The sequence below is a fragment of the Tepidimonas fonticaldi genome, from assembly GCF_001675355.1.
Classification (GTDB): domain Bacteria; phylum Pseudomonadota; class Gammaproteobacteria; order Burkholderiales; family Burkholderiaceae_C; genus Tepidimonas; species Tepidimonas fonticaldi.
On sequence record NZ_LZDH01000056.1, the window covers coordinates 398,570 to 423,738 of the forward strand.

A 25,169-nucleotide genomic window follows, 5' to 3' on the forward strand; every position below is an offset into this window, starting at 1 on the left:
CATGGGTTGGGGCCGGGGGCCGAGGGGGCCATGCTCAGCCACCCCGCTCCAGCAGCGCCCGCAGGCGGTAGAGGGCGTCCAGCGCGTCGCGCGGGCTCAGGGCGTCCGGGTCCAGCTCGGCCAGCCGTTGCAGCACCGGGTGTTCGCTGGCGACGGTGGGTTCGGGCTCCGGCGCGGCGGCAAAGAGGTCGATCTGCTGCTGCGCGCGGGCGCTTTCCGCCTCCAGTTGTGCCAGGGTGTGCCGGGCCTGTTGCACGACGGCGGCCGGCACCCCGGCCAGGCGGGCCACTTGCACACCGTAGCTGCGGCTGGCCGGGCCTGGCTCGATCTGGTGCAGAAAAACGATCTCCCGGCCTTTGCCTTCCACCGCGCTGACGTGCACATTGACGGCCCCGGGGTGGCGCGCGGGGAACTCGGTCAGCTCGAAGTAGTGCGTGGCAAACAGCGTGAAGGCGCGCACGCGGTCGTGCAGGTGCGTAGCGATGGCGCTGGCCAGCGCCAGCCCGTCGAAAGTGGAGGTGCCGCGGCCGATCTCGTCCATCAGCACCAGGCTGTGCTCGGTGGCGCTGTGCAGGATTTGCGCCGCCTCGGTCATCTCCAGCATGAAGGTGGACTGCGCGTTGGCCAGGTCGTCGGCGGCGCCGATGCGGGTGTGGATGGCGTCGATCGGCCCCAGGTGGCAGCTGCGGGCCGGCACATAGCTGCCGATGCTGGCCAGCAGCACGATCAGCGCCACCTGGCGCATGTAGGTGGACTTGCCGCCCATGTTGGGGCCGGTGATGATCAGCAGGCGTGTGCGCGCGTCCAGCACCGTGTCGTTGGGGATGAAGGGGCCGGCGCCGGTTTCCTGCAGGCGTGCTTCCACCACGGGGTGGCGGCCCTGGCGGATTTCGATGCGCGGTTCGGGCACGAAGGTGGGGGCCTGCCAGTCCAGGGTCAGCGACCGCTCGGCCAGCGCCGCCAGCACGTCCAGCGTGGCGAGCGCCCGCGCCAGGGTGCCCAGCGCGGGCACGAAGGGCTGCAGCTCATCCAGCAGCCGCTCGTAGAGCCACTTCTCGCGCGCCAGCGCGCGCTCCTGGGCGCTGAGCGCCTTGTCCTCGAAGGCTTTGAGTTCCGGCGTGATGAAGCGCTCGGCGTTTTTCAGCGTCTGGCGGCGGCGGTAGTCGTCCGGCACCTTGTCGAGCTGCCCCTGCGTGACCTCGATGTAGAAGCCGTGCACCTTGTTGTACTGCACGCGCAGGTTGGCAATGCCGGTGCGGGCGCGCTCGCGCGCTTCCAGGTCGAGCAAAAAGGCGTCCGCATTGGCCTGGATGGCGCGCAGCTCGTCCAGCTCGGCGTCGTAACCCGGTGCGATCACGCTGCCGTCGCGGATCAGGGCCGCGGGTTCGGGCAGCAGCGCGCGCGCCAGCAGTGCTGCCACCTCCAGCGGCGGGCGCAGGTCGGCGGCCAAGCGCTGCAGCAGCGTGGCGGGGTGCGTGTCGGCCAACATCGCCACCGCCTGGGCCAGGTGGTCGGCGCGTTGTAGCGTTTGCGTCAGGCCGGCCAGCTCGCGCGGGCGTGCCTGCCGCAGCGCGATGCGCGCTGCCAGGCGCTCGACGTCGCTCAGGCCGCGCAGGCCGCGGCGCAGATCGTCGGGGCCGTGGGTGCGCAGCACGCCGATGGCGGCCAGCCGCTCGCGCGCGACGGCGCGGTCGCGCGGTGGCTCCAACAGCCAGCGCCGCAGCAGTCGGCTGCCCATGCCGGTGGCGCAGGTGTCCAGCAGGGACAGCAGGGTCGGCGCGGACTCGCCGCGCAGGGTTTGCGTCAGCTCCAGGTTGCGGCGCGTGGTCGCGGGCAGCTCGATCCACTCTTGCGGCCGCACCACGCGCAGCGCACGCACATGCCCCAGTTGCCGGCCCTGGGTGTGTTCGGCGTAGTCCAGCAGCGCCGATGCCGCGGCGTGCGCCTCGGGCAGGTCCTGCGCCCCCCAGCCCGCCAGCGTGGCCGCTTGCAGCTGGTCGCACAGCTTGCGCTGGCCCAGGGCCGCGTCGAAGGCCCAGGCCGGCCGCACCGTCAGGGCCGGGCGCACGGCGGCAGCCGCGGCGTCCAGCCAGCTGCGCAGCTCCGCTTCGGCCGCTGGCGCCAGGTCGCCGCCGTGCAGCACCTCGTGCGGGGCCAGGCGCTGCAGCCAGCCGCGCAACTCGGCCCAGTCGCATTCGGCCAGGTGGACGGTGCCTTCGGTCACGGCCAGCCAGGCCAGCCCGCAGCGCCGGCGTGCCCCCACGTGCAAGGCCAGCAGCAGCGCATCGGTCTTGTCGGCCAGCAGTTCGCTGTCGGTTAGGGTGCCGGGTGTCACCACGCGCACCACTTGCCGCTCCACCGGCCCCTTGGCGGTGGCCACGTCGCCCACCTGCTCGCAGATGGCCACCGACTCGCCCAGCCGGATCAGCCGGGCCAAGTAGGTCTCCACCGAATGGACCGGCACGCCGGCCATCACCACCGGGGCGCCGGCCGACTGCCCGCGCGTGGTCAGCGTGATGTCCAGCAGCCGCGCGGCCTTGTGGGCGTCGTCGTAGAACAGCTCGTAAAAATCCCCCATGCGGTAAAAGACCAGCGTGTGGGGGTAATCTGCCTTGATGCGCAGCCACTGCGCCATCATGGGCGTGTGCGCTTCCAGCGGCGCGGGGGGCGCGCCGCCGATGGCACCGGGGGGCGACGCGGAGGCCGTCACCATCGTCAGCAGCGGGGACCAATCACGCAGCGATCACCACGGGGCATCGCCGGCGCCCGGCGCTTCGCCGGCGGGCGCATCATCCTTCGCGCGTTCGCCCGTGCGCTCGTCGGCAGCGCGTTCGCGCGACACGCCTTCGGCACTTTGGCTGTCGAGCGCCATCTTGTCGCGCACCGGGGCAAACTTGCTGTACTTGCCCAGCACCCCCACCAGTTGCCCGTAGATGCGCGGGTTGGCCGCCAGGCATTCCTTTTGTTCCAGGAAGTCGGCTTCGCCCGTGAAGTTGCCGATCAGGCCGCCCGCCTCGGTGACCAGCAACGCGCCGGCTGCCACGTCCCATGGGCTCAGACCCGTCTCGAAAAACCCGTCGCTGAAGCCCGCAGCCACATAGGCCAGATCCAGCGCCGCGGCACCGGGCCGGCGCACGCCCGCCACGCGCGGCATCACGTCGCCCAGCATGCGCAAATAGGTTTGGAACGCATCGCCGGGGCGGAAGGGGAAACCCGTGCTCAACAGGCAGTCGCGCAGTTGGGTGCGCTTGGCCACGCGGATGCGGCGGTCGTTGAGGTAGGCGCCGCGGCCCTTGCTGGCGGTGAACAGGTCGTTGCGCGACGGGTCGTAGATGACCGCCTGGTCCAGCCGCCCGTCCACCATCAGCGCGATGCTCACGCAATAGACCGGAAAGCCGTGGATGAAGTTGGTGGTGCCGTCCAGCGGATCGATGATCCAGGTGAAGGCGCGGCCTTTGCCCTTGCCCTCCCGGCGGCCGGATTCCTCGGCCCAGATGCCGTGGTCGGGGTAAGCGCCCAGCAGCGTCTCGATGATGGCGGCTTCGGCGGCGTGGTCGACCTCGGTGACGAAATCGTTGGTCTGCTTGGCGCCGACGCGCAGGGTGTCGAGGTCCAGCGAGGCCCGGTTGATGAGGGCGCCGGCGGCGCGCGCGGCCTTGATGGCCACGTTGAGCATGGGATGGAGGTGGGAGGACATGGATTGTGGGCAAGAGCGACGGGGGCTGCGCGATGGCAGCGACAATACGCGGGATTCTACCGATGCCCCACCGTTTCGCCAAACCGTGCGCCCGGATACGCCCACCCGCTTCGTCCTCATCGAGCCCAGCCACGCCGGCAACGTCGGCGCGGCGGCGCGCGCGCTCAAGGTCATGGGCTTTGGCGATCTGGTGCTGGTGCGGCCGCGCTGGCCGGACGTGCTGCAGCGCCCCGAGGCCATCGAGCGGGCCAGCGGCGCGACGGATGTGCTGGCCCGCGCCCGCGTGGTGGATACGCTGGACGAAGCCCTGGGGGGCATGGATCATGTGTGCGCCACCGCGATGACCCCGCGCGACTTTGGCCCCCCGACGGCCGCGCCGCGGGAACATCTGGCCGCGCTGGCGCCGCGCGCCCGTGCCGGTGAGGTGGTCGGGGTGGCGTTTTTGTTCGGCCCCGAACGCTACGGCATGGCCAACGAGGATGTCTACCGCTGCCATGTGTGTCTGCGCATCCCCACGGCGCCGGACTACGGCTCGCTCAACCTGGCGGCGGCGGTGCAGTTGATCGCGTACGAGTGGCGGCAGGCGCTGGGTGGCTTCGACGCCGAGTCGGCGCCGGCGCGGGCCCGCGGCCCCGCGGCCGAGCCACCGGCGGACGCGCCGACCGTCTCGGCCATGCTGGCGCATTGGGAGGAGGCGCTGGTCGCCGTGGGTTATCTGGACCCCGCCGCGCCCAAGAAGCTGATGCCGCGGCTGCGCCTGCTGTTCCAGCGCGCCGCGCCGACCGCGTCCGAAGTCCACATCCTGCGCGGGGTGGCGCGCGCGATGATCGCCGCCGCCCGCGGCGGCAGGCGCTAGACTCTGCATCCCACCGCCGCCCGCCCGCCATGTTTCGACGCCTCAAAGCCGACATCGACGCCATCCTGGAGCGCGACCCTGCGGCGCGCTCGCGCTGGGAGGTGGTGACGTGCTACCCGGGCTTTCACGCCATCGTGCTGCACCGGCTGGCGCACGCGTGCTGGAACGCGGGCTGGAAGTGGCTGGGGCGCTGGATTTCGCACTGGAACCGCTGGCTCACGGGCATCGAGATCCACCCCGGCGCGCGCATCGGCGAGCGCGTCTTCATCGACCACGGCATGGGCGTGGTGATCGGCGAGACCGCCGAGATTGGCGACGGCTGCACCATCTACCACGGGGTCACGTTGGGTGGCACGTCGCTCTACAAGGGCGCCAAGCGCCACCCCACGCTGGGCTGCAATGTGATCGTGGGGGCGGGCGCCAAGGTGCTGGGGGGCTTTGCGGTCGGTGACGGGGCCAAGATCGGCAGCAATGCGGTCGTGACCAAGCCGGTGCCGGCCGGCGCCACGGCGGTGGGCAACCCGGCGCGCATCATCGTGGCCGATGCGGACGAAAAGCGCGAGGCCGCCGCGGCCAAGATGGGCTTTTCGGCGTACGGCGTGACGCAAAACGACGATCCGCTGAGTCAGGCGCTGCGCGGCCTGATCGACAACGCCGCCGGCCACGAGCACCAGATCGCGCTGTTGTGGCAGGCCATCGAGAAGCTGGCGTGCGCACAACGTGGCGACTGCGTGCCGTCGGATGCCGCGAAGACCGAGCACTTCGAGGCCGAGCGGCTCAATCAGCTGGTGGGCAAATGAGGTCGGTGCCGTTGGCCCAGCGAACCCGGTCGCGCCCGGCTGCCAGGGCCACAGCCGTGGCGGTTGGCCGCCATAGATGGGCCAGCCTTCCGCTGGCGGCGGGGGCCAGGCGGGCACGTGCACCAGTCGGCGGAACAACCAGCGCCGCTCACGGCTGAGCACCACGACGCCGTGTGCGTCGCTGACGATGGCGTTGTCCGCTTCGGCGGGCAGCACGCCTTCGTCCAGGGTGATCGACACCCCCACATACCCCACGAAGCGGCCGTCCACCATCACGGGTTCGGCAAAAACCATGCTGCGCCGGCCGGTCGTTTCGCCGACCATGAACATGCGGGCCGATTGCCCCTCGCGTGCGGCGGCGTACAGTGGCCCGTCGCGGTAGCAGTTGCCCACGAAGGAGCGGATGCCCGGGGGCTCGCCTGAGGCCACCACCACCCCCTCCCGGTCGGCGACGGCGATCAGGCCCAGCCCCAGCTCGCGCACGCCAATGTCCAGCCGCGCATCCAGCTGCCGCAGCCGCTGCGCGATCGCGGGCGGAGGCGGCGTGTGGGGGGACGGGGGCGTCCACGGTAGGCGATCAAGGGGCGCGCGGCGGGCGCACGGCCGATTTGGGCCGAAAGGCCGCGCACACGGCGTCGTCCGTTTCCAGATACGGTCCGCCGATCAGGTCGATGCAGTAGGGCACGGCGGCGAAGATGCCGTGCACCACCGGCCTGCCGTCGGCGTCGCGCAGGCCCTCCAGCGTCTCGGCGATCGACTTGGGTTGTCCCGGCAGGTTGATGATCAGGCAGCGCCCGCGGATCACCGCCACCTGCCGCGACAGGATCGCCGTGGGCACGAAACGCAGGCCGATCTGCCGCATCTGCTCGCCGAAACCCGGCATCTCTTTGTCGGCCACGGCCAGCGTTGCCTCGGGCGTGACGTCGCGCGGCGCCGGTCCCGTGCCGCCCGTGGTCAGCACCAGCGAGCAGCCGGCGTCCACCAGCTCAATCAGCGTCGCGCTGATGCGCTCGCGCTCGTCGGGGATCAGCCGCTCGACGAAAGTGATGGGATTCTTCAGTGCGCGGCCCAGCCACTCGCGCAGCGCGGGCAGGCCCTGGTCCTCGTAGACGCCGCGGCTGGCGCGGTCGCTGATGGAGATGATGCCGATGGTAACGGGGTCGAAGGCGCTCATGGTCGGGTGCGGTCAGGCGGATGCGGCGCGGGCGTCCAGCGCCGCGCGCACGTGCTGGAACAGTTCGCGGAAGGCCCGGCCCTGGCGCTGGGCCTGTCCGGGGGCGGTGTCGGGGCGTGCCTCGGCGTCCTTGCGGGCCTGGCGGATCAGGGCGCGCAGACGCTGCCAGTCGGCGTTGGGCTCGACGTCGCGCCACGCGTCCAGTGCTGCGTCGTCGGCGATCAGCCGCTCGCGCCAGTGTTCGGCCTCGTGCAAGCGCTGCGTCTCGGCGGCGCTGCCCTGGTGCTGCTCCGCGATCGCGGCCTCGATCGCGGTGACCTGGTCCTCGTCCAGCCGGCGCATCAGCTTGCCGACGTACTGGAGCTGGCGCCGCCGGCCCTCGAAGTCGTCGATGCGCCTGGCCTCGGCGACGGCGTCGAGCAGCGTGTCGGGCAGGACCAGCCGCTCCAGCAGCGAAGCCTTGAGCGTGAGCAGCTGCTCGCCCACCGCCTGCAGGTGGGCGCTGCGTTTCTTCAGGTCGGTCTTGCTGTGCTCGGCGTCCCATTTGGCGGCGCGCTTGAGCTCGGCGTCCTCCTCGCTGCCGTAGGCGACGAAGTGACCTTTGACGAAATACCCCTTGGGTGGCTTGCGTGGCATGGCCGGTATCATAGCCAGCCACATGAATGCCACCCGTTCCAAGGCCCGCCGTGCCGTCTCCGGCGCCCAGCCGGGCTTCCAGTTCTCGCAGGAGCAGTTCCAGTCGCTGGCCGATCTGGCGCTGCGGCACGCCCGCCAACTGGGCGTCACCGACGCCGGCGTCGAAATCTCCGAGGGCAGCGGCCTGAGCGTCTCGGTGCGCTGCGGCGCGCTCGAGAACGTCGAGCGCAACCGCGACAAGTCGCTGGGCGTCACGGTCTACCTGGGCCGGCGGCGCGGCAACGCCTCGACCTCGGACTTCTCGGCCGACGCCATCCGCCGCACGGTGCAGGCCGCCTACGACATCGCCCGCTTCACCGCCGAGGACCCGGCCGCCGGCCTGCCCGACGAGATCGACGTCGCCAACGACTACCCGGACCTGGCGTTGTTCCACCCCTGGCCGATCTCGGCCGAGGACGCGCTGGAGTTGGCACTGCGCTGCGAGGCCGCCGCCTTCGCCGTCAGCCCACGCATCACCAACAGCGAGGGTGCGGCCGTCTCCGCCCAGCAATCGCATTTCTGGGCCGAGCACATGCGCGGCGGCGCACGCGGGCGGCAGGGCATTTTCGCGGGCGGCTATGCCAGCTCGCGCCACAGCCTGTCGGTGTCGCCGATCGCCGGCAAGGGCGATGGCATGCAGCGCGACTACTGGTACAGCTCCATGCGCGATCCGGCCGAGCTGGCCAGTCCCGAGGCGGTGGGCCGCTACGCCGCCGAACGGGCGCTGGCGCGCCTGAGGCCGCGCAAGATCGCCACCACCGAGTGTCCGGTGCTGTTCGACGCGCCGCTGGCGGCGGGACTGCTCGGCGCCTTCGTGCAGGCGGTCAGCGGCGGGGCGCTGTACCGGCGCACCACCTTCCTGCCCGACAGTCTGGGGCGGCAGGTGTTTCCGGCGCACATCGACATCCAGGAAGACCCGCACCTGATCGGCGCCAAGGGCAGCGCGCCCTTCGACGACGAGGGCGTGCGCACGCTGGCGCGTGCCGTGGTCAGCGCGGGGTGCGTCAAGGGGTACTTCCTGAGCACCTATTCCGCACGCAAGCTCGGCATGCGCACCACCGGCAACGCCGGCGGCTCGCACAACCTGCTCATGAGCAGCCGCCTCACCCAGCCGGGCGATGACCTGCCGGCCATGCTGCGCAAGCTCGGGCGCGGCCTGTTCGTCACCGAGCTGATGGGGCAGGGCGTCAACCCCGTCACGGGCGACTACTCGCGCGGCGCAGCCGGCTTCTGGGTCGAGGACGGCGTCATCGCCTACCCGGTGCAGGAAATTACCATCGCCGGCAACCTGAAGGACATGTTCCTGGGCATCGAAGCCATCGGCGCCGATGTGTACAACCTGGGGGCCAAGAACATCGGCTCGGTGCTGGTCAACCGCATGAAGGTGGCCGGCAGCTGAGGTGGGCGCAGGGCCAACGGAACAGGGATTACCATCCGACCATGGCCCGCTACCACTTCACCTGCGACGCGGAACCGGAATATCTGCCGCAGCACTCGTCGCCCGCCGACGACATCTACCGCTTCGCGTACACCATCACCATCCACAACGTGGGCGACGTCGCCGCGCAATTGATCGCCCGCCATTGGGAGATCGAGGACGCCGAAGGCCGCACGCAGGTGGTCGATGGTCTGGGCGTCGTGGGCCAGCAACCGCTGCTGCACCCCGGCGAGGCATTTCGCTACACCAGCTCGGCCGAGCTGCGCACGCCCATGGGCATCATGAGCGGGCACTACTTCTGCGTCGCCGTGGACGGCACCCGGTTCGAGGCGGCGATTGCGCCGTTCGTGCTCAAGGCGTCGTGATGCGGGTGGGGCTTGGCCTCGATGCCCACAGGGCGGCGGCAGAGTGACAAGCTGCCGCGTCAAGGGCTAGAATGAATCTAGCCTCTCATCGTTTCGGACGCTTGAGCCTCGGGACCGCGGTTGCGGGTGCATGGGGCAGAGAGGCCACCCGGATCCGAAGAACTGCGAGCGACGGCGCATGCCGGCCCAGGGAGGGCTTCGCCATGACCTTCGATCTGCACTACGGCGCCACGCCCTCGGTCGAACCCACCGTCGTGCGCGAGCTGACCACGCCGCCCGCGCTGCGTCTGCTCAACCCCGAGCCCGACACAATCGACTTCGTGGTCGAGCCGTCGTGGGATGAGCGCACCGTCGTTTCGCTCGGTGACAACGGCGCGCAGTTCTTCGACCTGTGGTTCTGGTCGCTGGCGGTGGCCTGGGGGTTGCTGCCCGCCGCGGTGCCTCTGGACACGCAGGCGCACACCCTCTGGCTGTGGGCGCAGCCCGAGCCCGACGGTCGCCTGCAACTCGGCCTGATGCGGGCCGATGGGGACGAGCCCTTCGACAAGGCTCGCGCGCTGGCCGGTATCCGTTGGCGCGAGCCGCGGGCCGACCTGGTGCACCGCCTGGGTGCGATGTGGGATGCCATCCTGCCCAGTGCGGCCTCCGGCGAGGCGCCGGCGCACGAGGCAAACGGACGCCGGTGGCGCAAGCCTTGGCTGTCCGTGGCCGAGGTGCCGTCCCTGGAGCCGCCGCCTTGGCCCTTGCCGGCGCGCGTGGCGTGGTTTTACCTGCTGCTGGTGCGCCATGTGGAGTTCGGCCGGTTCTCGGAAGCGTTCGCGGACGATCCGGTCGGCTGGACGCTGAGCCTGCTCAAGGGCGAGTCCTTTGCGCTGGATGCCACGCAGGCGGCGTGGAGCATGTTGTTCGACGACGATCCCCCGGGGGAGGAGGCGGTGCGGCAGATCCAGAGCGTCTGCGATGCCGTGCGCGCTGGGCAGGAGGGTTTCCGCGCCGCCAACAAACGAGAACTTTTCCAGGCCTGCATGCAGGTCAGCGAGGCCTGTCGCGATGCCAAGGCCGCCATCGTGCAGGCGATCCGGCCCCGGCTGCCGATGGCCCGAGGCAGCCACGTGGCCGACGGGCAAGGTCGGCGTGCGGTGGTCATCGACGTGCGCGGCGGCCATGCGCTGCTGTATTGGGAGGACGGCCGCATCACCCGGGAGCAGTTGTTGGCCGCTTGCGATGGCTCCAACTGGCGCTGGCCGGTGGCGCATGGCCCCCGCTTCGATAACCGTGCCAGCCTCGACCCGATCGACCAGCGCCGGCTGCGCTGTTGGGAACTCGACGCCTCGCCGGTGGACATCGTCTGCCCGGTGTGCGGCTACCCGTCCACCGATGACGTGTGGATCGAGGTCCAAGACTGCGACGTTTGCGGCTTCGGGCTGGATGAAGCCGTCAACAGCCTTCTGGCAGAGGACCTGACGGAAACCGACGACGGCCAGTGGCTGACCCCGCGGCTGAACGAGGCGCGCGAGCGCTTCCGGCGCACGACCTGGTCCGGCCCCGAGGATGAGGATGTGGACCCCGAAAGCTACCGGGCGCGGATGCGCGATCCGCGCTACCGCGTCCTCGTGCGGGCTTACATGGCCGAATGGGACGCCTGGCTGAACGAGCCCGACCCCGAGCGCAAGCCCCTGGAGATGTGGCGGCGCTGGAACCGGCTGCGCGGCTACCCTGACTGAGGCCGACATGAGCGAGCGCTTGACTCCTTTTGCCGCCTTCTTGCGCCACCGCTACCGCGTGCATGTGCAGGGCTGGCTGATGCTGGGCGTTGCCGGGCTGGCGGGCTACTACGTCAGCCTGTTTCCGCACGAGCCACTCTGGCTGCTCATGCCGGTGGCGTTCATCGTGGCGTTTTTCGTCGTCGCCATCGGGGTGGTGGTGGCGGCGCTGCTGCGCGTGCCGTGGTGGCTGCTGGCGCCGCTGACGTTCCTTTCGATGGCCATCGAGTGGGCATGGCGACAGCGGTGGCACCGACCGTGGCGCCGCCAGCCCCAGCCGCGTGAGCCCTTCCTGAGCCATCCCTTCGCGCTGTGGCAACGCAGGCGGCTGCGCCGCTTGCGGCGCAAGCGTGCCCGCGCGAGGGCGGGCGCTGCGATCATCGCATGGCCTGCCGCGCGCGCAACCCGCACGGCACCGCGCGTCGCGCGACACCGGCCTGGGCGTCCCTCGTGGTCCGCGCAGGGGCTGGGCAGCTACCTCGGCGAGGTGTTCGAGCAGCACTGGGTAGTCTGGATGCTTGCCGCGCCGGTGGCCGTCACGCTGTGGTTTTGGATGGTCGAGGATCAGATGTTCCTGGTCGCACTGATCCTGGGCGTGCTGCTGTGGCTGATCGGTTCGGTGATCCTGGTCATTCCCCTCGCGGCGGGGCTGCTGGCCCTCGCCTCGGCGCTGGCGGTCGGGGCGGGGCTGACGCCGCTGCAACGGCAAGCGGTGGTGCAGCACGCCGCGGCCCAACGGGCAGCGTGGGCGCAGGCAGCCGCTGCCACGCCGCCATCCGCCCCACCGCGGCGCGGCAGCTGGGTCTGGCCGCTGCTGATTGGGCTGTGGATCGGCAGTGCTTGGGGGGCCGATGAGTAACACTAGCCTCTGCTAGACTGGGACTGCGCTGACTGATACCGCTTGGACCGAGATGACCGCCACCACCGACCTCTCGTGGGACGAACTCAAGGCCATGATTGCCGCGCTGGCCGAGCAGAGCCGCGAGACCGACCGCCAGCTGCGCGAGCTCAAGCGCCAGATCGGCGGGCTGGGCGACAAGTTCGGCTACTTCGCCGAGGGCATGGCGCTGCCGACGATGGAAAAGCTGCTGCGGCGGCGCTTTCACATGGAAATCGTCAACCCGCGCAGCCGTATCCGCAAGGACGGCCGCGAGCGCGAATACGACGTGCTGGCCTGGGCCAACGGCAAGGTCAACACGGTCGTGGTGGTGGAGGTCAAGAGCCGCGTCAAGCGCGAGGCGATCGGCCAGCTGATCGAGCAGCTGGAGACGCTGTTCGACTTTTTGCCGGAACTCAAGGGCAAGGCGCGCGTGGGGATTTTGGCCGGCATCGACTGGGACGCTGGGGTGGAGGAAGAGGCCCAAGCGGCGGGCCTCTACACCGCGCGCATCCGCGACGACATGTTCGAGCTGACGACGCCGAAGGGGTTCAAGCCGCGCAAGTGGTGAAGGGTGAGCGCGGGGACCCCCGCAGGGGTTCTTGCTGTCCAGCTCTGCTCCGGATAGGTCCAGAAAGCCCAGCCGACCACGGGGCTGGGACGTGTTCGATGCGACCAGTACCCGCGCAGGCTGCTGCTGGCGTCGGCCTGCACCGGTGGGCCACCGTTCAGCGGCGCACCCGGGCGCGCCGGGCTGGCCCTGCCGGCAGCAGGCTGGTCAGGCGTTGATAGCGCTGCAACAGCTCGGCAACGCGCTGCGCGTCGCTGGCGTAGCGGCGCGGGCCGCCCGACAACGCGTAGGCGGCGTCCACCGCAGCGTCGAGCCGCTGGTGGGCGCGGCGCAGCTCCGCCGGCATGGTCAGCGGGTCGTAGAGGTCGGCCAGCGTCGCCGGCTGCGGCCCTTGCTGAAAGGGCACCCGCGCGTCCAGCACCGCCTGCGCGGCGGCTTCGATGGCGGCGCGGGCGCGGTGCGCGGGGCTGCCGGGCGGGGCATCGTCGGGCAGTTCGGGCCACGGGAAATTGTTGTACACGATGGCGGCGGAGTAGCGAAAACGGCTTTCGAGCCGGCCGCACACCGCGCGCAGCCAGGCGTTGTGCATGGCGCTGGACAGCACGCCGAAGTGGTAGAGCGTGGCGCCGGGCACGATGAACACCAGATCGCTGCAAAGTGTGCTGGGCTGCTCAAAGCCGATCGGCAGGTATTCTCGGCGCTCGGATGAGACTTTGGGGATGACCAGATACGGCGCCTCCGGGACGTTTTCGACGTGAAAGCGCGTCGGGGTGTCGGCCAGCCGCCGGGTGGGGGCGCTGGGGCTGCGCAGCCGGTAGTTGCGCACCGCCTGCACGCGCCGCATCACCTCGGGCATGGCGCGCAGCTGCGCCGGCGGGCAGTCGCGCAGCCACAGCACCCAGCGCTCGGCGCCGTTGAGAAACTCCTCGGCCCCTAGCCAGCGGCGCAGCCACGGCGCGGCGGCCGGCTCGCGGGCCAGCAGCTCGTCGCGCTGCTCGCGCGTCAGCAGGTAGTGCCCGCCGTCGATCGGCTTGTTGCCGATGCCGATCGGCGGCACCGCCGCCAGTGGTTGGCTGCGCCGTGGCAGCAGCACGTCGGGGCCTTCCACCAGATACGGATTGATGCGCTCGACGCGGCGCTCCAGTGGCTCGCCGCGGGGGTGCTCGTAGTCGAACAGGCGTTTGGGCTGTGTGTCGTGCAGCCCAAAGCCGATGATGACGCAGTGCACCGCGGCCTTGCCGCGCGCCTCGTTGCTCCACTGGAAGGTGCGGTGCGCGAAGTGAATGCGCACGCCCTGCGCCAGCAGCCAGCTCCACAGCACGCCGACCTGCTCGCCCTGCGTGATGCTGTTGGTGGACACGAAGGCCGCGGTGGGAGGCAGTGCGCCGTCGGGCTGGGTGGCGCGGGCATCCTGCAGGTAGCGGGCTGCCTTCACGTACCACGCCGTCACGTAGTCCAGCAGCCCGGCGTTGTCGATGCCGGCGCAGACGGAGCGCATCTCGGCGCGTTGCCCGTCGTCCAGGTTTTTCGCGCCGACGAACGGCGGGTTGCCCAGCACGTGGCTGCAGCGTGCCGCCGGCAGCACGGTGTTCCAGTCCAGCGCCAACGCGTTGCCGTGCACGATGTGCGGGCTGGAGCGCAGCGGGATGCGTGCGTAGTAGAGGCCGAACTCCTCGCTGACGCGCAGGTTCATCTGGTGGTCCACCAGCCACAGCGCCACTTGTGCGATCTGGGCCGGGAACTCCTCGATCTCGATGCCGTAGAACTGGTCCACGTCCACGCGGATGAACTGGTGGATGTCCAGCATCTGCTGGCCGTCCTGGTAGCTGGCCCGCAGCACCTCCAGCTCCAGCCGGCGCAGCTCGCGGTAGCTGATGACCAGAAAGTTGCCGCAGCCGCACGCCGGGTCGAAGAAGGTCAGCCGCCGCAGCTTCTGGTGGAACTCCCACAGCCGCTGGCGGTGGTGGCGCACGCGTTCGAACTCTTCCCACAGCGCGTCGAGGAACAGCGGGCGGATCAGCTTGAGGATGTTGTCCTCGGAGGTGTAGTGCGCGCCGAGCTGGCGGCGCGCCTGCTCGTCCATGATGGACTGGAACAGACTGCCGAAGATGGCGGGGCTGATGGCCGACCAGTCCAGCGCGCAGGCGTCCAGCAGCGCATCGCGCATCTGGGCGTCGAAGTCGGCCATCGGCAGCACTTCCTCGAACAATCGGCCGTTGACGTAGGGGAACGCGGCCAGTTGCGCGTCCAGCGTGCGGCTGCGCTGGGCCTCGGGGGTGTTGAGCACCTGGAACAGCTGCGCCAGCCTCGGGCCGAGGTCGCTGCCATCGGGGGCGGTGCGTTCCTCGATGAACTGGCGCAGCGCCTGCGCGGGTTGGAAGATGCCGGTGTCGTCAGCAAACAGGCAGAACAGCAAACGCACCAGCAGCACTTCCAGCGCATGGCCGCCGTAGCCGCTGGCCTTGAGCATGTCGTGCAGCCGGCCCATGCGTTCGGCGGCGCGGATGTTGACGGGGTCCTGCGGCTGGATGGCGTGGACTTTGTAGCCGGCCAGCGCGCCGAACAGCCGGATGTGCTTGTGCAGGTCCGCCAGCGCGAATTCGCGTTCTTCCCCGCTGGCCAGCATGCGCACGCGAAAGCGCGCGAAGTCACAAACCACGACGAGCTGCGGCAAGTCGCGCTCGGCGATGCCGTGCAGGTAGCCCATCGCCTGCTCCATGGCGCGGTCCAGGTCCTTGCCGCGGCTTTTGTGCTCGACCAGCAGCATGCCGGGCCAGAACAGATCGACGAAGCCGTCGGTGCGTCCCCTGGGGCCGCCCAGCCGCTTGACGGCGTGCTCGAAGGTGGCTACCCGCTTGTCGCTGATGCCGAAGATGTCGAAGAAATCCAGCCAAAACGGCTTGGCCTGCGAGTCTTCGCGGCTGGCGCCTTCCCAGCGCTTGGCGAAGGCCAGCGCCTTGTGCTTGATCTCGTTCCACGACAGCGGCACGGGGCGGATCCTCCCTCTTGGTGGCGGCGCGGCGTGCGGGTGGCACCGCCGAGGGTAGCAGCATAGCGCAGGCGGGTCGGGTGAGCCGGCCGCGGCCTCGGCGTGCTCACTCGCGGCATTTATCCGCGTCCAGCGGGGCCTGCGACGGGTGTCCGCAGCGGCACACGGCGTCCGTTGCGTCGCTGAAAAAGGGAAAAGGGCTTACGCGATCGCTCGCGTAAGCCCTTGGTTTGATTGGTCGGCGTGGCGGGATTCGAACTCGCGACCCCTTGCACCCCATGCAAGTGCGCTACCAGGCTGCGCTACACGCCGAGAGCCGAAATTATACGGTGTTTTCCGCGGCCTTCCCCGGCGCCAGCGTCGCCGGTTCGAGCAACGCCCGGATGGCGCGCAGCTCCGCGAGCAGGGCATGCCGCTGTTCCGCGCCAGCGGTGAGGGGCAACACAGGGGTGGGTTGGGTTCCGGCGGCCGCTTGCGGCGCTTCGGGGGCGCCGGCGGGCGCGTCCGGGGGGGCCTTGCGCTGGTCGCGCTCCTGCTGGGCCAGTTCGGCGAGGCGGTTGCGCGCCCCATGGATGGTGAAGCCCTGGTCGTACAGCAGTTCGCGGATGCGGCGGATCATCAGCACCTCGTGGTGCTGATAGTAGCGCCGGTTGCCGCGGCGCTTCATCGGGCGCAGTTGGGTGAACTCCTGCTCCCAGTAGCGCAGCACATGCGGCTTGACGCCGCACAGCTCGCTCACCTCGCCGATGGTGAAGTAGCGCTTGGGCGGAATGGGGGGCAGCGCGTCGTCGCTGGACATGGTGTTCGGGACTCCCAAACCCGCAAATTTACCGCAACCGCGTCAGACGCCCATGATTTCCGGCCCGCCCTTGGCCAGCGCGCGCTGGTACGCGGGTCGGGCACGGTAGCGCTCGCGGTAGGCGGCGACGCCGGGGAAGCGTGCAGCCGTCTGCGGTCCGCCCAGGGCCAGTGCGGCCTCCACCGCAAAGCTCATCTGAAAATCCGCCAGGGCCAGCCGCTGGCCCGTCAGCCAGGGGCGGTCGCGCAGCGTCTGCTCCAGCAGGCCCAGCGCGGCGTCGATGTTGGGGTCGACAAAACGCTGCAGCACCTGCCGGCTGATCTCGCGCGCGATCGGGCGTGCGAAGAACGGCATGCGCTGCTTGGGGATGTTGACGAACACGAGCTTCATGACCACCCAGTTCATCAGCGAGCCTTCCGCGAAGTGCATCCAGAACCGGTTGTCGCGGTGGGCGGCGGTGCCCGGCGGCGGCACCAGATTCCCCAGTTCGCCGTCCGGCGCGGGCGGAAAGGACTCGGCCAGGTATTCAAGGATCGCGCCCGATTCGGCCACGGTGACGTCGCCGTGGGTGATGACGGGCGCCTTGCCCAGGGGATGGATGGCCTTCAGCTCGGGCGGCGCCAGCCGGGTGCGGGCGTCGCGGGGGTAGGTGCGCAGCTCATAGGCCACGCCCAGTTCTTCCAGCAACCACAGCACGCGGTGCGAGCGGGAGTGCTCCAGGTGGTGGACGACCAGCAGGGTCATGGGGGGCTCCGTTGGGTCAGCGGGACCGGATCAGCGCATCGAGCCGCTGGGCGTCGGCGCAGAACAGGCGGATGCCTTCGGCCAGCTTCTCGGTGGCCATGGCGTCGTCGTTGAGCGCGAGGCGAAACGCCGCCTCGTCGTCGGCGCGGTAGTGCACCTGCGGCAGGTCGGCGCGGCGGGCTTCCTCCTCGTCCAGCGCGCGCGGCACGTCGCCCGGGGTGGCAGCCAGGCGCGCCAGCAGCTCCGGGCTGATCGTGAGCAGGTCGCAGCCGGCCAGCGCCAGGATCTGGCCGGTGTTGCGGAAACTGGCGCCCATCACCTCGGTGCGGATACCAAAGTGCCGGTAGTGGCGCCAGATGCGCGCCACCGACTGCACGCCGGGGTCGTTCGGGCCGGCCATCGCGGCCTCGTCCCACTGCGCGCCGGCGCGCGCCTTGTGCCAGTCGTAGATGCGGCCGACGAACGGCGAGATCAGCTGGACGCCGGCGTCGGCGCAGGCCACCGCCTGGCAGAAGCTGAACAGCAGCGTGAGGTTGGTGTGGATGCCGTCGCGCTCCAGCAGCTCGGCGGCGCGGATGCCCTCCCAGGTGGCGGCGATCTTGATCAGCACGCGCGCGCGCGGCACGCCCTCGGCCTCGTAGAGCGCGATGAGGCGGCGGGCGCGCGCCACGGTGGCGGCGGCGTCGAAGCTCAGGCGCGCATCCACCTCGGTGGAGACGCGGCCCGGCACGATGCGCAGGATCTCGCAGCCGAAGCGCACCAGCAGCCGGTCCACGCGTTCGTCGAGCGGGCGGTCGCGATGGCGCGCCAGCACCTCGTCCACCAGCGGGGCGTAGTCGGGCTTGAGCGCGGCCTTCAGGATCAGCGACGGGTTGGTGGTGGCGTCGCGCGGCTGGTACTGCGCGATCTGCAGAAAGTCGCCGGTGTCGGCGACGACGGTGGTGTGGCGCTTGAGGGCGTCGAGCTGGTTCATGGTGCCGTGCAGGGGAAGGGGAGTGCGCGGGGTCAGGTCAGGGGAACGGACAGTTGATCGATCACGGGCCGGGTGTCCGGGCGCACGCCGCGCCACCAGGCAAAGGCCTCCGCGGCTTGCTCGACCAGCATGCCTACGCCATCGGCCAGGTGGCCGACGCCGGCCTCGCGCGCCTGACGCAGAAAGGGTGTGAGCCCCTTGCCGTACACCATGTCGTAGGCCAAACCATCGCGCGCAAAAACCCCTGCGGGCAGAGGCAAGGCGTCGGCCGTCAGGCTGGCCGACGTGGCGTTGATGACGATTTCGAACGCCCCCGTGGCCGGCAAGTCCGCCCAGCCGCCCGCGGCCAGCACACCCCGGCCCAGTCCGAGGGCGTGGAAGGACTGCACCAGTTCATGTGCTTTGTCCGCACTGCGGTTGGCGACGAAGAGCCGCTCGGGGCCCGCCGCGAGCAGCGGCTGCAAGGCGCCGCGCGCGGCCCCCCCGGCCCCCAGCACCAGCACGCGCCGGCCGGCGATGGGCTGGCCCAGGTTGGCCGTGATGTCACGCACCAAGCCGATGCCGTCGAAATTCTCGGCCCGGCAGCGGGGGCCGTCGAAAGCCAGGGCGTTGGCCGCGCCGGCGATGCGGGCACGCTCGCTGACGTCGTTGGCGTAGGCGCAGGCTTCGACTTTGAACGGCAGCGTGACGTTGACGCCCCGCCCGCCCGCGGCGCGAAACGCGTCCACCGTGGCGGCAAAGCCGTCCAGCGGAGCCTCGATGGCGGTGTAGGTGAGGGCCTGGCCCGTGGCCTGGGCGAACAGGGTGTGGATGCGGGGCGATTGGCTGTGGCCGATGGGGTGGCCGATCACGGCATAACGGTCCATGCGGGCATTGTCGCCGATCCCGGCCGGGGTGCTGGCTACCCGTGCGCGGCTGAACGGTGTCGTCAAAGCCTTTGATGGGCCGTGAGGCGGGCAACCGCTAGCATGGATGCGTCGTGACCGTCGTGCGGAGTTGCCTGTGTCTGCCTTGCCCGTGTTGTTCGTCTCCCATGGATCGCCGATGATGGCCCTGGCCCCAGGCGAGGCCGGGGCGGCTTTGCAGCGCTGGGGCCAGTCGCTGACCGCGCGTGACGATGTGCGTGCGGTGGTGGTGATGTCGCCCCATTGGATGGCACCCGTGGCGGCGGTGGGCAGCCACCCCATGCCGCCGACGTGGCACGACTTTGGCGGTTTTCCGCCTGCGCTGTACCGCTTGCAGTATCCCGCGCCCGGGGATCCGGCGTTGGCCCGCGCCGTCGCCGAGCGCCTGCAAGCCGCCGGCATCCCCACTGGGGAGGACCCGCAGCGCCCGCGCGACCACGGCGCGTGGGCGCCGTTGCGGTTTTTGTTGCCGCAAGCGCGCTGGCCCGTGGTGCAGGTGGCCCTGCCGGCCGATGCCGGCCCGGCCGAGGTATACGCCATCGGTGCGGCGCTGGCCGATCTGCGCCGGGACGGTGTGTTGATGGTCGGCTCCGGCAGCCTCACGCACAACCTGATGGAGTTTTTTGGCGGCCGGCCGGCCATCGACGAGGCGGCCGACCCCTATGTGCAGGCGTTTTCGGCGTGGGTGTGGCAGGCGCTGCAGGCCGGCGATTTGCCGGCGCTGCTGGACTACCGGGACCGGGCCCCGCAGGCGGCGCGCGCCCACCCGAGCGAAGAGCACCTGTTGCCGTTGTTCTTTGCGCTGGGGGCCGCGGGCTGGCCAAAGGCCGGGGCGCCAGACGGTCAGCCCGTCGTGCATGCGATCACGCGCGAGGTGCAGTACCGCTATCTGGCGATGGACAGCTATGCCTTCGTGTGATCCGGCGCCGGCTCGCGTCCGGCATCACGACACCCACTTGGTCGCGTCGTTGTCACCGGGCAGGTCGTCGTCCTTGATCAGGGCCTCGCGCAGGACCAACAGGTCCATCATCACATCGAACGGAAAGCCCCGCCGCCCCCCGCGGTGGTCGTGCGTCAGCTCGTGAAACCGCTCGCGCAGGGCCTGCGGATCGTGCCGCACGGCGGCCAGCGCGTTGGCGATGCGCGGAAACTGCGCCGCCAGCGCCTGCGGGTACGCCACCCCGGGTAGGGCGCGCAACCACGCCTCGGTCTCGGGCAACAGGGTGGGCACGTCGGTATCGGCCATGATCGGGTCATTATGCGCACGGCCGCGCGGGGCCGCAACTCTCTCTCCCACAGACTTCGGGATAGGATGGGTCATCCGCTGCGAAACCTTGCTCCACCCCGTTCTACCCACGGTCGTCCCATGCAGTTGTCCAGCTTGCTCATCGCCATCGAAGTCGGTGGCGTCGTGGCGTTCGCCACCTCCGGTCTGATCGAGGCCATGCGCAAGCGCATGGACGCGGTGGGGGTGTTCTCGGTGGCGTTCGTGAGTGCTTTTGGTGGCGGGACGGTGCGCGATTTGCTGTTGGATCGCCGGCCGCTGTTCTGGATCGAGCACGAAGCCTACCTGTGGCTGGTGCTGGCGATGGCGCTGACGGCGCCGGCCTGGCTGCCCATGGCCCTGCGCGAGACGGGCGCGCGGCTGATGCACGTGGCCGACGCGCTGGGACTGGGGCTGTTTGCGATTGCGGGCACCAGCATCGCCCAGGCCAGCGGCATGTCACCGCTGGTCAGTGCGCTGATGGGGGCGACGACCGCCATCGTCGGCGGTGTGGCGCGCGACGTGCTGTGCAACGAGGTGCCGCAGGTCTATCACGACCACCGGCCGTATGCGGTGTGTGCGCTGGCGGGCAGCGCGGCCTACCTAGGGCTGGCGGCCGCGGGTGCAGGGGCCCAGTGGGCCAGCGCAGCCGGGGTGGCGGTGGCCACCGGCAGCCGACTGGCCGCCGTGGCACTGGGGTGGCGTCTGCCCCGCTGGCATCCCCGCCGACCCTGACCCCCCGCGTCAGGTCGTGGCCAGTTCCGCCACCGGCACGCAGCTGCAGAACAGGTTGCGGTCGCCGTAGACGTTGTCCACGCGCCCCACCGGGGGCCAGTACTTGGTGCCCGCGCGGCCGTGGGCGCGGTGGAATGGCAGCGCCGCGCCCAGCTCGCGGGCATACGGGTGGGGCCAATCCTCCGTCAGGCAACGGCTGGCGGTGTGCGGGGCGTTTTTCAGCGGGTTGTCCTCCCGCGGCCAGACGCCCAGCTCCACGGCGCGGATCTCCTCGCGGATGGCGATCATCGCGTCGATGAAGCGGTCCAGCTCCTCCAGCGTCTCGCTTTCGGTCGGCTCCACCATCAGCGTGTTGGCGACGGGGAAGGACAGCGTCGGCGCGTGGAAGCCGTAGTCCATCAGCCGCTTGGCGATGTCTTCGGCCATCACGCCGCAGGTGTCCTTGAAGCCGCGGCAGTCCAGGATGCACTCGTGCGCCACATGGCCGTTGGCACTGGCGTAGAGCGTCGGGTAGTGCTCGCGCAGGCGGGCGCTGACGTAGTTGGCCGCCAGGATGGCCGTCTCGGTCGCGCGCTGCAGGCCGTCGGCACCCATCATGCGGATGTACATCCACGAGATGGGCAGCACGGCGGCGTTGCCCAGCGGGGCGGCCGAGACCGCGCCGACCGTCGCATCCGCGCGTGCGCCGCCGGCGTAGGCGCCCGCTGCATGGGCCGTGGCGTGCCCCGGCAGGTAGGGGGCCAGATCCGCCACCACGCACACCGGGCCCACGCCCGGGCCCCCGCCGCCGTGCGGGATGCAGAAGGTCTTGTGCAGGTTCAGGTGGCTGACGTCACCGCCGAACTCGCCCGGTGCGGCGGTGCCGACCAGGGCGTTCATGTTGGCCCCGTCGATGTACACCCGCCCCCCGTGCTGGTGCACCAGCTCGCACAAGGCCTTGACGCCGGTCTCGAACACCCCGTGCGTGCTGGGGTAGGTGATCATTACGCAGGACAGGCGCTCGCTGTACTGCTCGCACTTGGCGCGCAGGTCGTCCAGGTCCACGTTGCCCTGGGCGTCACAGGCCACCACCACGACCTGCAGCCCCACCATCTGGGCGCTGGCGGGGTTGGTGCCGTGGGCCGACTGCGGGATGAGGCAAATGTTGCGGTGGGATTCACCCCGGGCCGCGTGGTAGGCCTGGATGGCCAGCAGGCCGGCATACTCGCCTTGCGAGCCGGCGTTGGGCTGCAGGCTGATGGTGGCGTACCCGGTCGCTTGGCACAGCCAGGCGCGCAGCTGCTCGTCGAGCAGGCGGTAGCCCTCCAACTGATCCGCCGGCGCGAAGGGATGCACCTGCGCGAACTCGGGCCAGGTGATGGGGATCATCTCGCTGGTGGCGTTGAGCTTCATGGTGCACGAGCCCAGCGGGATCATGGTGCGGTCCAGCGCCAAATCCTTGTCCGACAGGCTGCGGATGTAGCGCAGCATGCCGGTTTCGCTGTGGTGGGTGTTGAACACCGGGTGCGTCAGATAGGCGCTGGTGCGCCGCAGCGCAGCGGGGATCAGCGGCTCGATGCCGGCCTCGAAGTCGGCAAACGACGGCAGCGCCTGCCCCGGCGCGGCGAACACGGCCCACAGGGCCTCGATGTCGGCGCGCGTGGTCGTCTCGTCCAGCGAAATACTCAGGTTGCCATGCCCCAGGTCGCGCAAGTTCATGCCGCGCTCGCGCGCGCGGGCCAGCAGCGACGCGGTGGCGTTGCCGGTGTGCAGGCACAGGGTATCGAACGCGGTGCCGTTGGCCGGGGCGTGCCCCAGGGCGGTCAGTCCGCGCGCCAGGATGGCCGTGTAGCTGGTCACGCGCTCGGCGATGCGGCGCAACCCCTGCGGGCCGTGGTAGACGGCGTACATGCTGGCCACGACGGCGGGCAGCACCTGCGCGGTGCAGATGTTGGAGGTGGCCTTTTCGCGGCGGATGTGCTGCTCGCGCGTCTGCAGCGCCAGCCGGTAGGCGGGCTGACCGTGCACGTCCACGCTGACACCGACCAGGCGCCCGGGCAGCGAGCGTTTGTAGGCGTCGCGGCAGGCCATGAAGCCGGCGTGCGGCCCCCCTGCGCCCATGGGCATGCCAAAGCGCTGGCTGCTGCCCACCACGATGTCGGCCCCCCACTCGCCGGGGGGCGTCAGCAGCGTCAGCGCCAGCAGGTCCGACGCGACGATGACTGCCGCGCCCTTGGCGTGGGCGGCATCCGCATCGGCGCGCAGGTCGTCGATGCGGCCATGGGTGGCCGGATACTGCATCAGCACGGCAAAGTAGCCGTCACCGCGCAGGGCTTGCTGCCAAGCCTCGGCCGAATGGGTGACGATCACCTGCAGGCCCAGCGGGCGGGCGCGCGTCTGCACCACTTCGATGGTTTGCGGGTGGCAGTCGCCCGAGACGACGATGGCGTTGCCCGTGGCCTTGACCGAGCGGCGCGCCAGCGTCATGGCTTCGGCGGCGGCGGTGGCCTCGTCCAGCATGGACGCATTGGCGATGTCCATGCCCGTCAGGTCGGTCACCATGGTCTGGAAGTTGACCAGCGCCTCCATGCGGCCCTGCGAAATCTCGGCCTGGTACGGGGTGTAGGCGGTGTACCAGGCGGGGTTTTCCAGGATGTTGCGCAGGATGACGCCGGGCGTGTGGGTGCCGTAGTAGCCCTGGCCGATGAAGCTGCGCAGAAGGCGGTTTTTCTGGGCGATGGCCTTGAGTTCGGCCAGCGCCTGCGCCTCGGGCAGCGGGGCGGGCAGGTCCATCGCGCGCACGCGGGCAATGGCGCGCGGCACGATGCTGTCGGTCAGGGCGCGGCGGCTGGTTTCGCCGATCGCGGCGAGCATGCGCTGCTCGTCCGCCGGGCCGATGCCGATGTGGCGGTCGACGAACTCGCCGGCGTTTTCCAGCGCCGACAGTGGGGTGGGGGTGGTCATGGGGCCGCTCCGCTCACTGGGTCAGTTGGCCGTAGGCCGTCTCGTCGAGCAGGGCATCGACCTCGGCCGGGGCACTCAGGCGCACCTTGAAGAACCAGCCCGCGCCCAGTGGGTCGCTGTTGGCCAGCGAGGGGTCGGCGCGCAGCGCCTCGTTGACCTCGACCACCTCGCCGCTGACCGGCATATACACATCGGCTGCCGCCTTGACGGACTCGACGACGCCCGCGACGTCCTTTTGCGCCAGGGTCTTGCCCACCTCGGGCAGTTCCACGAACACCACATCGCCCAGCGCGTCCTGGGCGTGGTGGGTGATGCCAACGGTGGCAATGTCGCCGTCGACGCGGATCCATTCGTGGTCGGGGGTGTACTTCAGGGTCATGGCAGGCTCCTGGGGATCAAGGGTGGGAAAACGGGTCAGCCGCGGTGGTAGCGCGGGGGCAGGAAAGGCGGGGCGGTCACTTCCATCGGCACCGGCTTGCCGCGCACCAGCGCCTGCAGCCGGGTGCCGGCGGCGGCGTGTTCGCGGGTCACATAGCCCATGGCAATCGGGCGGTCCAGCGTCGGCGACAGCAGGCCGCTGGTCACCTGGCCGACGGGGGTGCCGTCGGGGGTTTGCAGCGGTGTCGGCTCGCGCACGGGCACGCGTTCCAGGGCCTGCAGGCCAACGCGCACGCGCGCCACGGGCTGCGTGCCGTCCAATTGCGCCAGCACGCGCGCCGCGCCGGGAAAGCCCCCCGCGCGCGCGCCGCCGCTGCGGCGCACTTTCTGGATGGCCCAGGTCAGCGCGGCCTCCACCGGCGTGGTGCCGGTGTCGATGTCGTTGCCATACAGGCACAGGCCGGCTTCCAGCCGCAGGGAATTGCGGGCCCCCAGACCGATGGGCTGGACTTCCGGCTGGGCCAGCAGCGCCTGGGCGAAGGCGGTCGCTGCTTCGCCGGGCAGCGAGATTTCGAAGCCGTCCTCCCCCGTGTAGCCGCTGCGGGTCACGTACAGCGGCACGCCCTGCCAGTCGAACGCCCCACCCGCCATGAACACCAGGCCCTCCACCCCCGGCAGCAGGCGGGCGAGGGCCGTGACGGCCTGCGGACCCTGCAGCGCCAGCAGGGCCTGCTGGGGCAGGGGTTCCACCCGGCAGCGCTGGCCGATGCGGGCCTGGATGTGGGCGATGTCGGCCTGCTTGCACGCCCCGTTGACCACCAGGAACAGGTCGCCGCCGTTGGCCCAGTCGCGGTTGACGAACATCAGGTCGTCCAGAATGCCGCCGTCATCGCCCAGCAGCAGCCCGTAGCGCTGCCGGTGCGCGGCGAGTCCGATCACATCCATGGGGATCAGGCTTTCCAGCGCGGCGGCGGCTTCCGGGCCGACCAGGCGCAGTTGCCCCATGTGCGACACGTCGAACAGGCCGGCCGCCTGGCGAGTGTGCTGGTGTTCGCGGATCAGGCCCGCCGGGTACTGCACCGGCATGTGGTAGCCGGCAAACGGCACCATGCGCGCACCGAGCGCGAGGTGCAGGTCGTGCAGAGGGGTCTTGAGCAGGGCGTCGGCGGCGGACATGGAACGGTTCCAAACAGGTGGTCACGGCCGGCGCCCAAGGGCGCCGG

General features: G+C 70.5%; 21 protein-coding genes, 1 tRNA gene and 1 pseudogene. 9 read left to right on the plus strand and 14 right to left on the minus strand.

What is annotated here, in order from left to right:
* Positions 1–34: 34 nt before the first annotated feature.
* Positions 35–2,713: a DNA mismatch repair protein MutS gene (mutS, locus tag A9O67_RS07680; RefSeq protein ID WP_068608991.1), complete on the minus strand. Its 2,679-nt coding sequence runs from the start codon at positions 2,711–2,713 to the stop codon at positions 35–37.
* Positions 2,714–2,743: 30 nt separating this feature from the next.
* Positions 2,744–3,697, minus strand: coding sequence for an inositol monophosphatase family protein (locus A9O67_RS07685; RefSeq protein ID WP_068608993.1), 954 nt, complete (start codon positions 3,695–3,697; stop codon positions 2,744–2,746).
* Here A9O67_RS07685 and A9O67_RS07690 point away from each other — a divergent pair.
* Both A9O67_RS07690 and cysE read left to right on the plus strand, forming a co-directional pair.
* Positions 3,696–4,460: pseudogene (locus tag A9O67_RS07690) on the plus strand (RNA methyltransferase); the annotation flags it as partial. The gene A9O67_RS07685 and the pseudogene A9O67_RS07690 sit on opposite strands and share 2 nt — an antisense overlap.
* Positions 4,382–5,353, plus strand: coding sequence for a serine O-acetyltransferase (gene cysE / locus A9O67_RS07695; protein WP_408033412.1), 972 nt, complete (start codon positions 4,382–4,384; stop codon positions 5,351–5,353). The pseudogene A9O67_RS07690 and the gene cysE, both read left to right, overlap by 79 nt.
* Before the next feature lie 577 nt (positions 5,354–5,930).
* On the opposite strand, the gene mog is transcribed toward cysE, so the two are convergent.
* Both mog and yjgA read right to left on the minus strand, forming a co-directional pair.
* The gene (gene mog, locus A9O67_RS07700; protein ID WP_068608999.1) at positions 5,931–6,527 is read right to left on the minus strand and encodes a molybdopterin adenylyltransferase; all 597 of its coding nucleotides are present in this window, start codon (positions 6,525–6,527) and stop codon (positions 5,931–5,933) included.
* 12 nt (positions 6,528–6,539) lie between these two features.
* Positions 6,540–7,163, minus strand: a complete 624-nt coding sequence (yjgA, locus tag A9O67_RS07705) for a ribosome biogenesis factor YjgA (protein WP_068609001.1) — start codon at positions 7,161–7,163, stop codon at positions 6,540–6,542.
* 22 nt (positions 7,164–7,185) lie between these two features.
* Here yjgA and pmbA point away from each other — a divergent pair, with 22 nt between their 5' ends.
* The 5 genes from pmbA to A9O67_RS07730 all read left to right on the plus strand — a co-directional run bounded on the left by pmbA (position 7,186) and on the right by A9O67_RS07730 (position 12,216).
* Positions 7,186–8,601, plus strand: coding sequence for a metalloprotease PmbA (gene pmbA, locus A9O67_RS07710; RefSeq protein ID WP_068609003.1), 1,416 nt, complete (start codon positions 7,186–7,188; stop codon positions 8,599–8,601).
* A gap of 41 nt (positions 8,602–8,642) precedes the next feature.
* Entirely contained in the window at positions 8,643–9,005 is a 363-nt protein-coding gene (gene apaG, locus A9O67_RS07715) for a Co2+/Mg2+ efflux protein ApaG (protein ID WP_068609006.1), read from the plus strand.
* 203 nt (positions 9,006–9,208) lie between these two features.
* Positions 9,209–10,729, plus strand: coding sequence for a hypothetical protein (locus A9O67_RS07720; protein ID WP_068609008.1), 1,521 nt, complete (start codon positions 9,209–9,211; stop codon positions 10,727–10,729).
* 7 nt (positions 10,730–10,736) lie between these two features.
* Entirely contained in the window at positions 10,737–11,627 is an 891-nt protein-coding gene (locus A9O67_RS07725; protein WP_068609010.1) for a hypothetical protein, read from the plus strand.
* Positions 11,628–11,679: 52 nt separating this feature from the next.
* Entirely contained in the window at positions 11,680–12,216 is a 537-nt protein-coding gene (locus A9O67_RS07730; RefSeq protein WP_068609013.1) for a hypothetical protein, read from the plus strand.
* A gap of 157 nt (positions 12,217–12,373) precedes the next feature.
* On the opposite strand, the gene A9O67_RS07735 is transcribed toward A9O67_RS07730, so the two are convergent.
* The 6 genes from A9O67_RS07735 to aroE all read right to left on the minus strand — a co-directional run bounded on the left by A9O67_RS07735 (position 12,374) and on the right by aroE (position 18,587).
* Positions 12,374–15,205, minus strand: coding sequence for a DNA methyltransferase (locus tag A9O67_RS07735; protein ID WP_068609014.1), 2,832 nt, complete (start codon positions 15,203–15,205; stop codon positions 12,374–12,376).
* Between the two features lie 235 nt (positions 15,206–15,440).
* Positions 15,441–15,517: transfer RNA gene (locus tag A9O67_RS07740), tRNA-Pro, on the minus strand.
* 10 nt (positions 15,518–15,527) lie between these two features.
* Positions 15,528–16,004 (minus strand): MerR family transcriptional regulator, encoded by a 477-nt coding sequence (locus tag A9O67_RS07745; RefSeq protein ID WP_068609016.1) that lies wholly within the window; start codon positions 16,002–16,004, stop codon positions 15,528–15,530.
* Positions 16,005–16,046: 42 nt separating this feature from the next.
* Positions 16,047–16,742 carry a glutathione S-transferase family protein gene (locus A9O67_RS07750; protein ID WP_068609858.1) on the minus strand — a complete coding sequence of 232 codons (696 nt, stop codon included), beginning with the start codon at positions 16,740–16,742 and terminating at the stop codon, positions 16,047–16,049.
* A 22-nt stretch (positions 16,743–16,764) separates the two neighbouring features.
* Positions 16,765–17,721, minus strand: coding sequence for a transaldolase (tal, locus tag A9O67_RS07755; RefSeq protein ID WP_068609018.1), 957 nt, complete (start codon positions 17,719–17,721; stop codon positions 16,765–16,767).
* A gap of 32 nt (positions 17,722–17,753) precedes the next feature.
* Positions 17,754–18,587 carry a shikimate dehydrogenase gene (gene aroE, locus A9O67_RS07760; RefSeq protein WP_068609020.1) on the minus strand — a complete coding sequence of 278 codons (834 nt, stop codon included), beginning with the start codon at positions 18,585–18,587 and terminating at the stop codon, positions 17,754–17,756.
* A 106-nt stretch (positions 18,588–18,693) separates the two neighbouring features.
* Here aroE and A9O67_RS07765 point away from each other — a divergent pair, with 106 nt between their 5' ends.
* Positions 18,694–19,545, plus strand: a complete 852-nt coding sequence (locus A9O67_RS07765) for a DODA-type extradiol aromatic ring-opening family dioxygenase (protein WP_068609022.1) — start codon at positions 18,694–18,696, stop codon at positions 19,543–19,545.
* A gap of 24 nt (positions 19,546–19,569) precedes the next feature.
* Here the strand turns inward: A9O67_RS07765 and A9O67_RS07770 are convergent, their stop codons facing one another.
* Entirely contained in the window at positions 19,570–19,872 is a 303-nt protein-coding gene (locus A9O67_RS07770) for a hypothetical protein (RefSeq protein ID WP_068609024.1), read from the minus strand.
* 120 nt (positions 19,873–19,992) lie between these two features.
* On the opposite strand from A9O67_RS07770, the gene A9O67_RS07775 reads away from it, so the two are divergent.
* Complete coding sequence (locus A9O67_RS07775; RefSeq protein ID WP_068609026.1) at positions 19,993–20,625, plus strand: trimeric intracellular cation channel family protein; 633 nt, start codon at positions 19,993–19,995, stop codon at positions 20,623–20,625.
* Positions 20,626–20,634: 9 nt separating this feature from the next.
* Here the strand turns inward: A9O67_RS07775 and gcvP are convergent, their stop codons facing one another.
* The 3 genes from gcvP to gcvT are packed head-to-tail and all read right to left on the minus strand — an operon-like array spanning position 20,635 to position 25,122.
* Positions 20,635–23,568 carry an aminomethyl-transferring glycine dehydrogenase gene (gcvP, locus tag A9O67_RS07780; RefSeq protein WP_068609029.1) on the minus strand — a complete coding sequence of 978 codons (2,934 nt, stop codon included), beginning with the start codon at positions 23,566–23,568 and terminating at the stop codon, positions 20,635–20,637.
* A gap of 13 nt (positions 23,569–23,581) precedes the next feature.
* Positions 23,582–23,947, minus strand: coding sequence for a glycine cleavage system protein GcvH (gene gcvH / locus A9O67_RS07785; protein ID WP_068609031.1), 366 nt, complete (start codon positions 23,945–23,947; stop codon positions 23,582–23,584).
* 35 nt (positions 23,948–23,982) lie between these two features.
* Positions 23,983–25,122 (minus strand): glycine cleavage system aminomethyltransferase GcvT, encoded by a 1,140-nt coding sequence (gene gcvT / locus A9O67_RS07790; protein WP_068609032.1) that lies wholly within the window; start codon positions 25,120–25,122, stop codon positions 23,983–23,985.
* Positions 25,123–25,169: the final 47 nt, after the last annotated feature.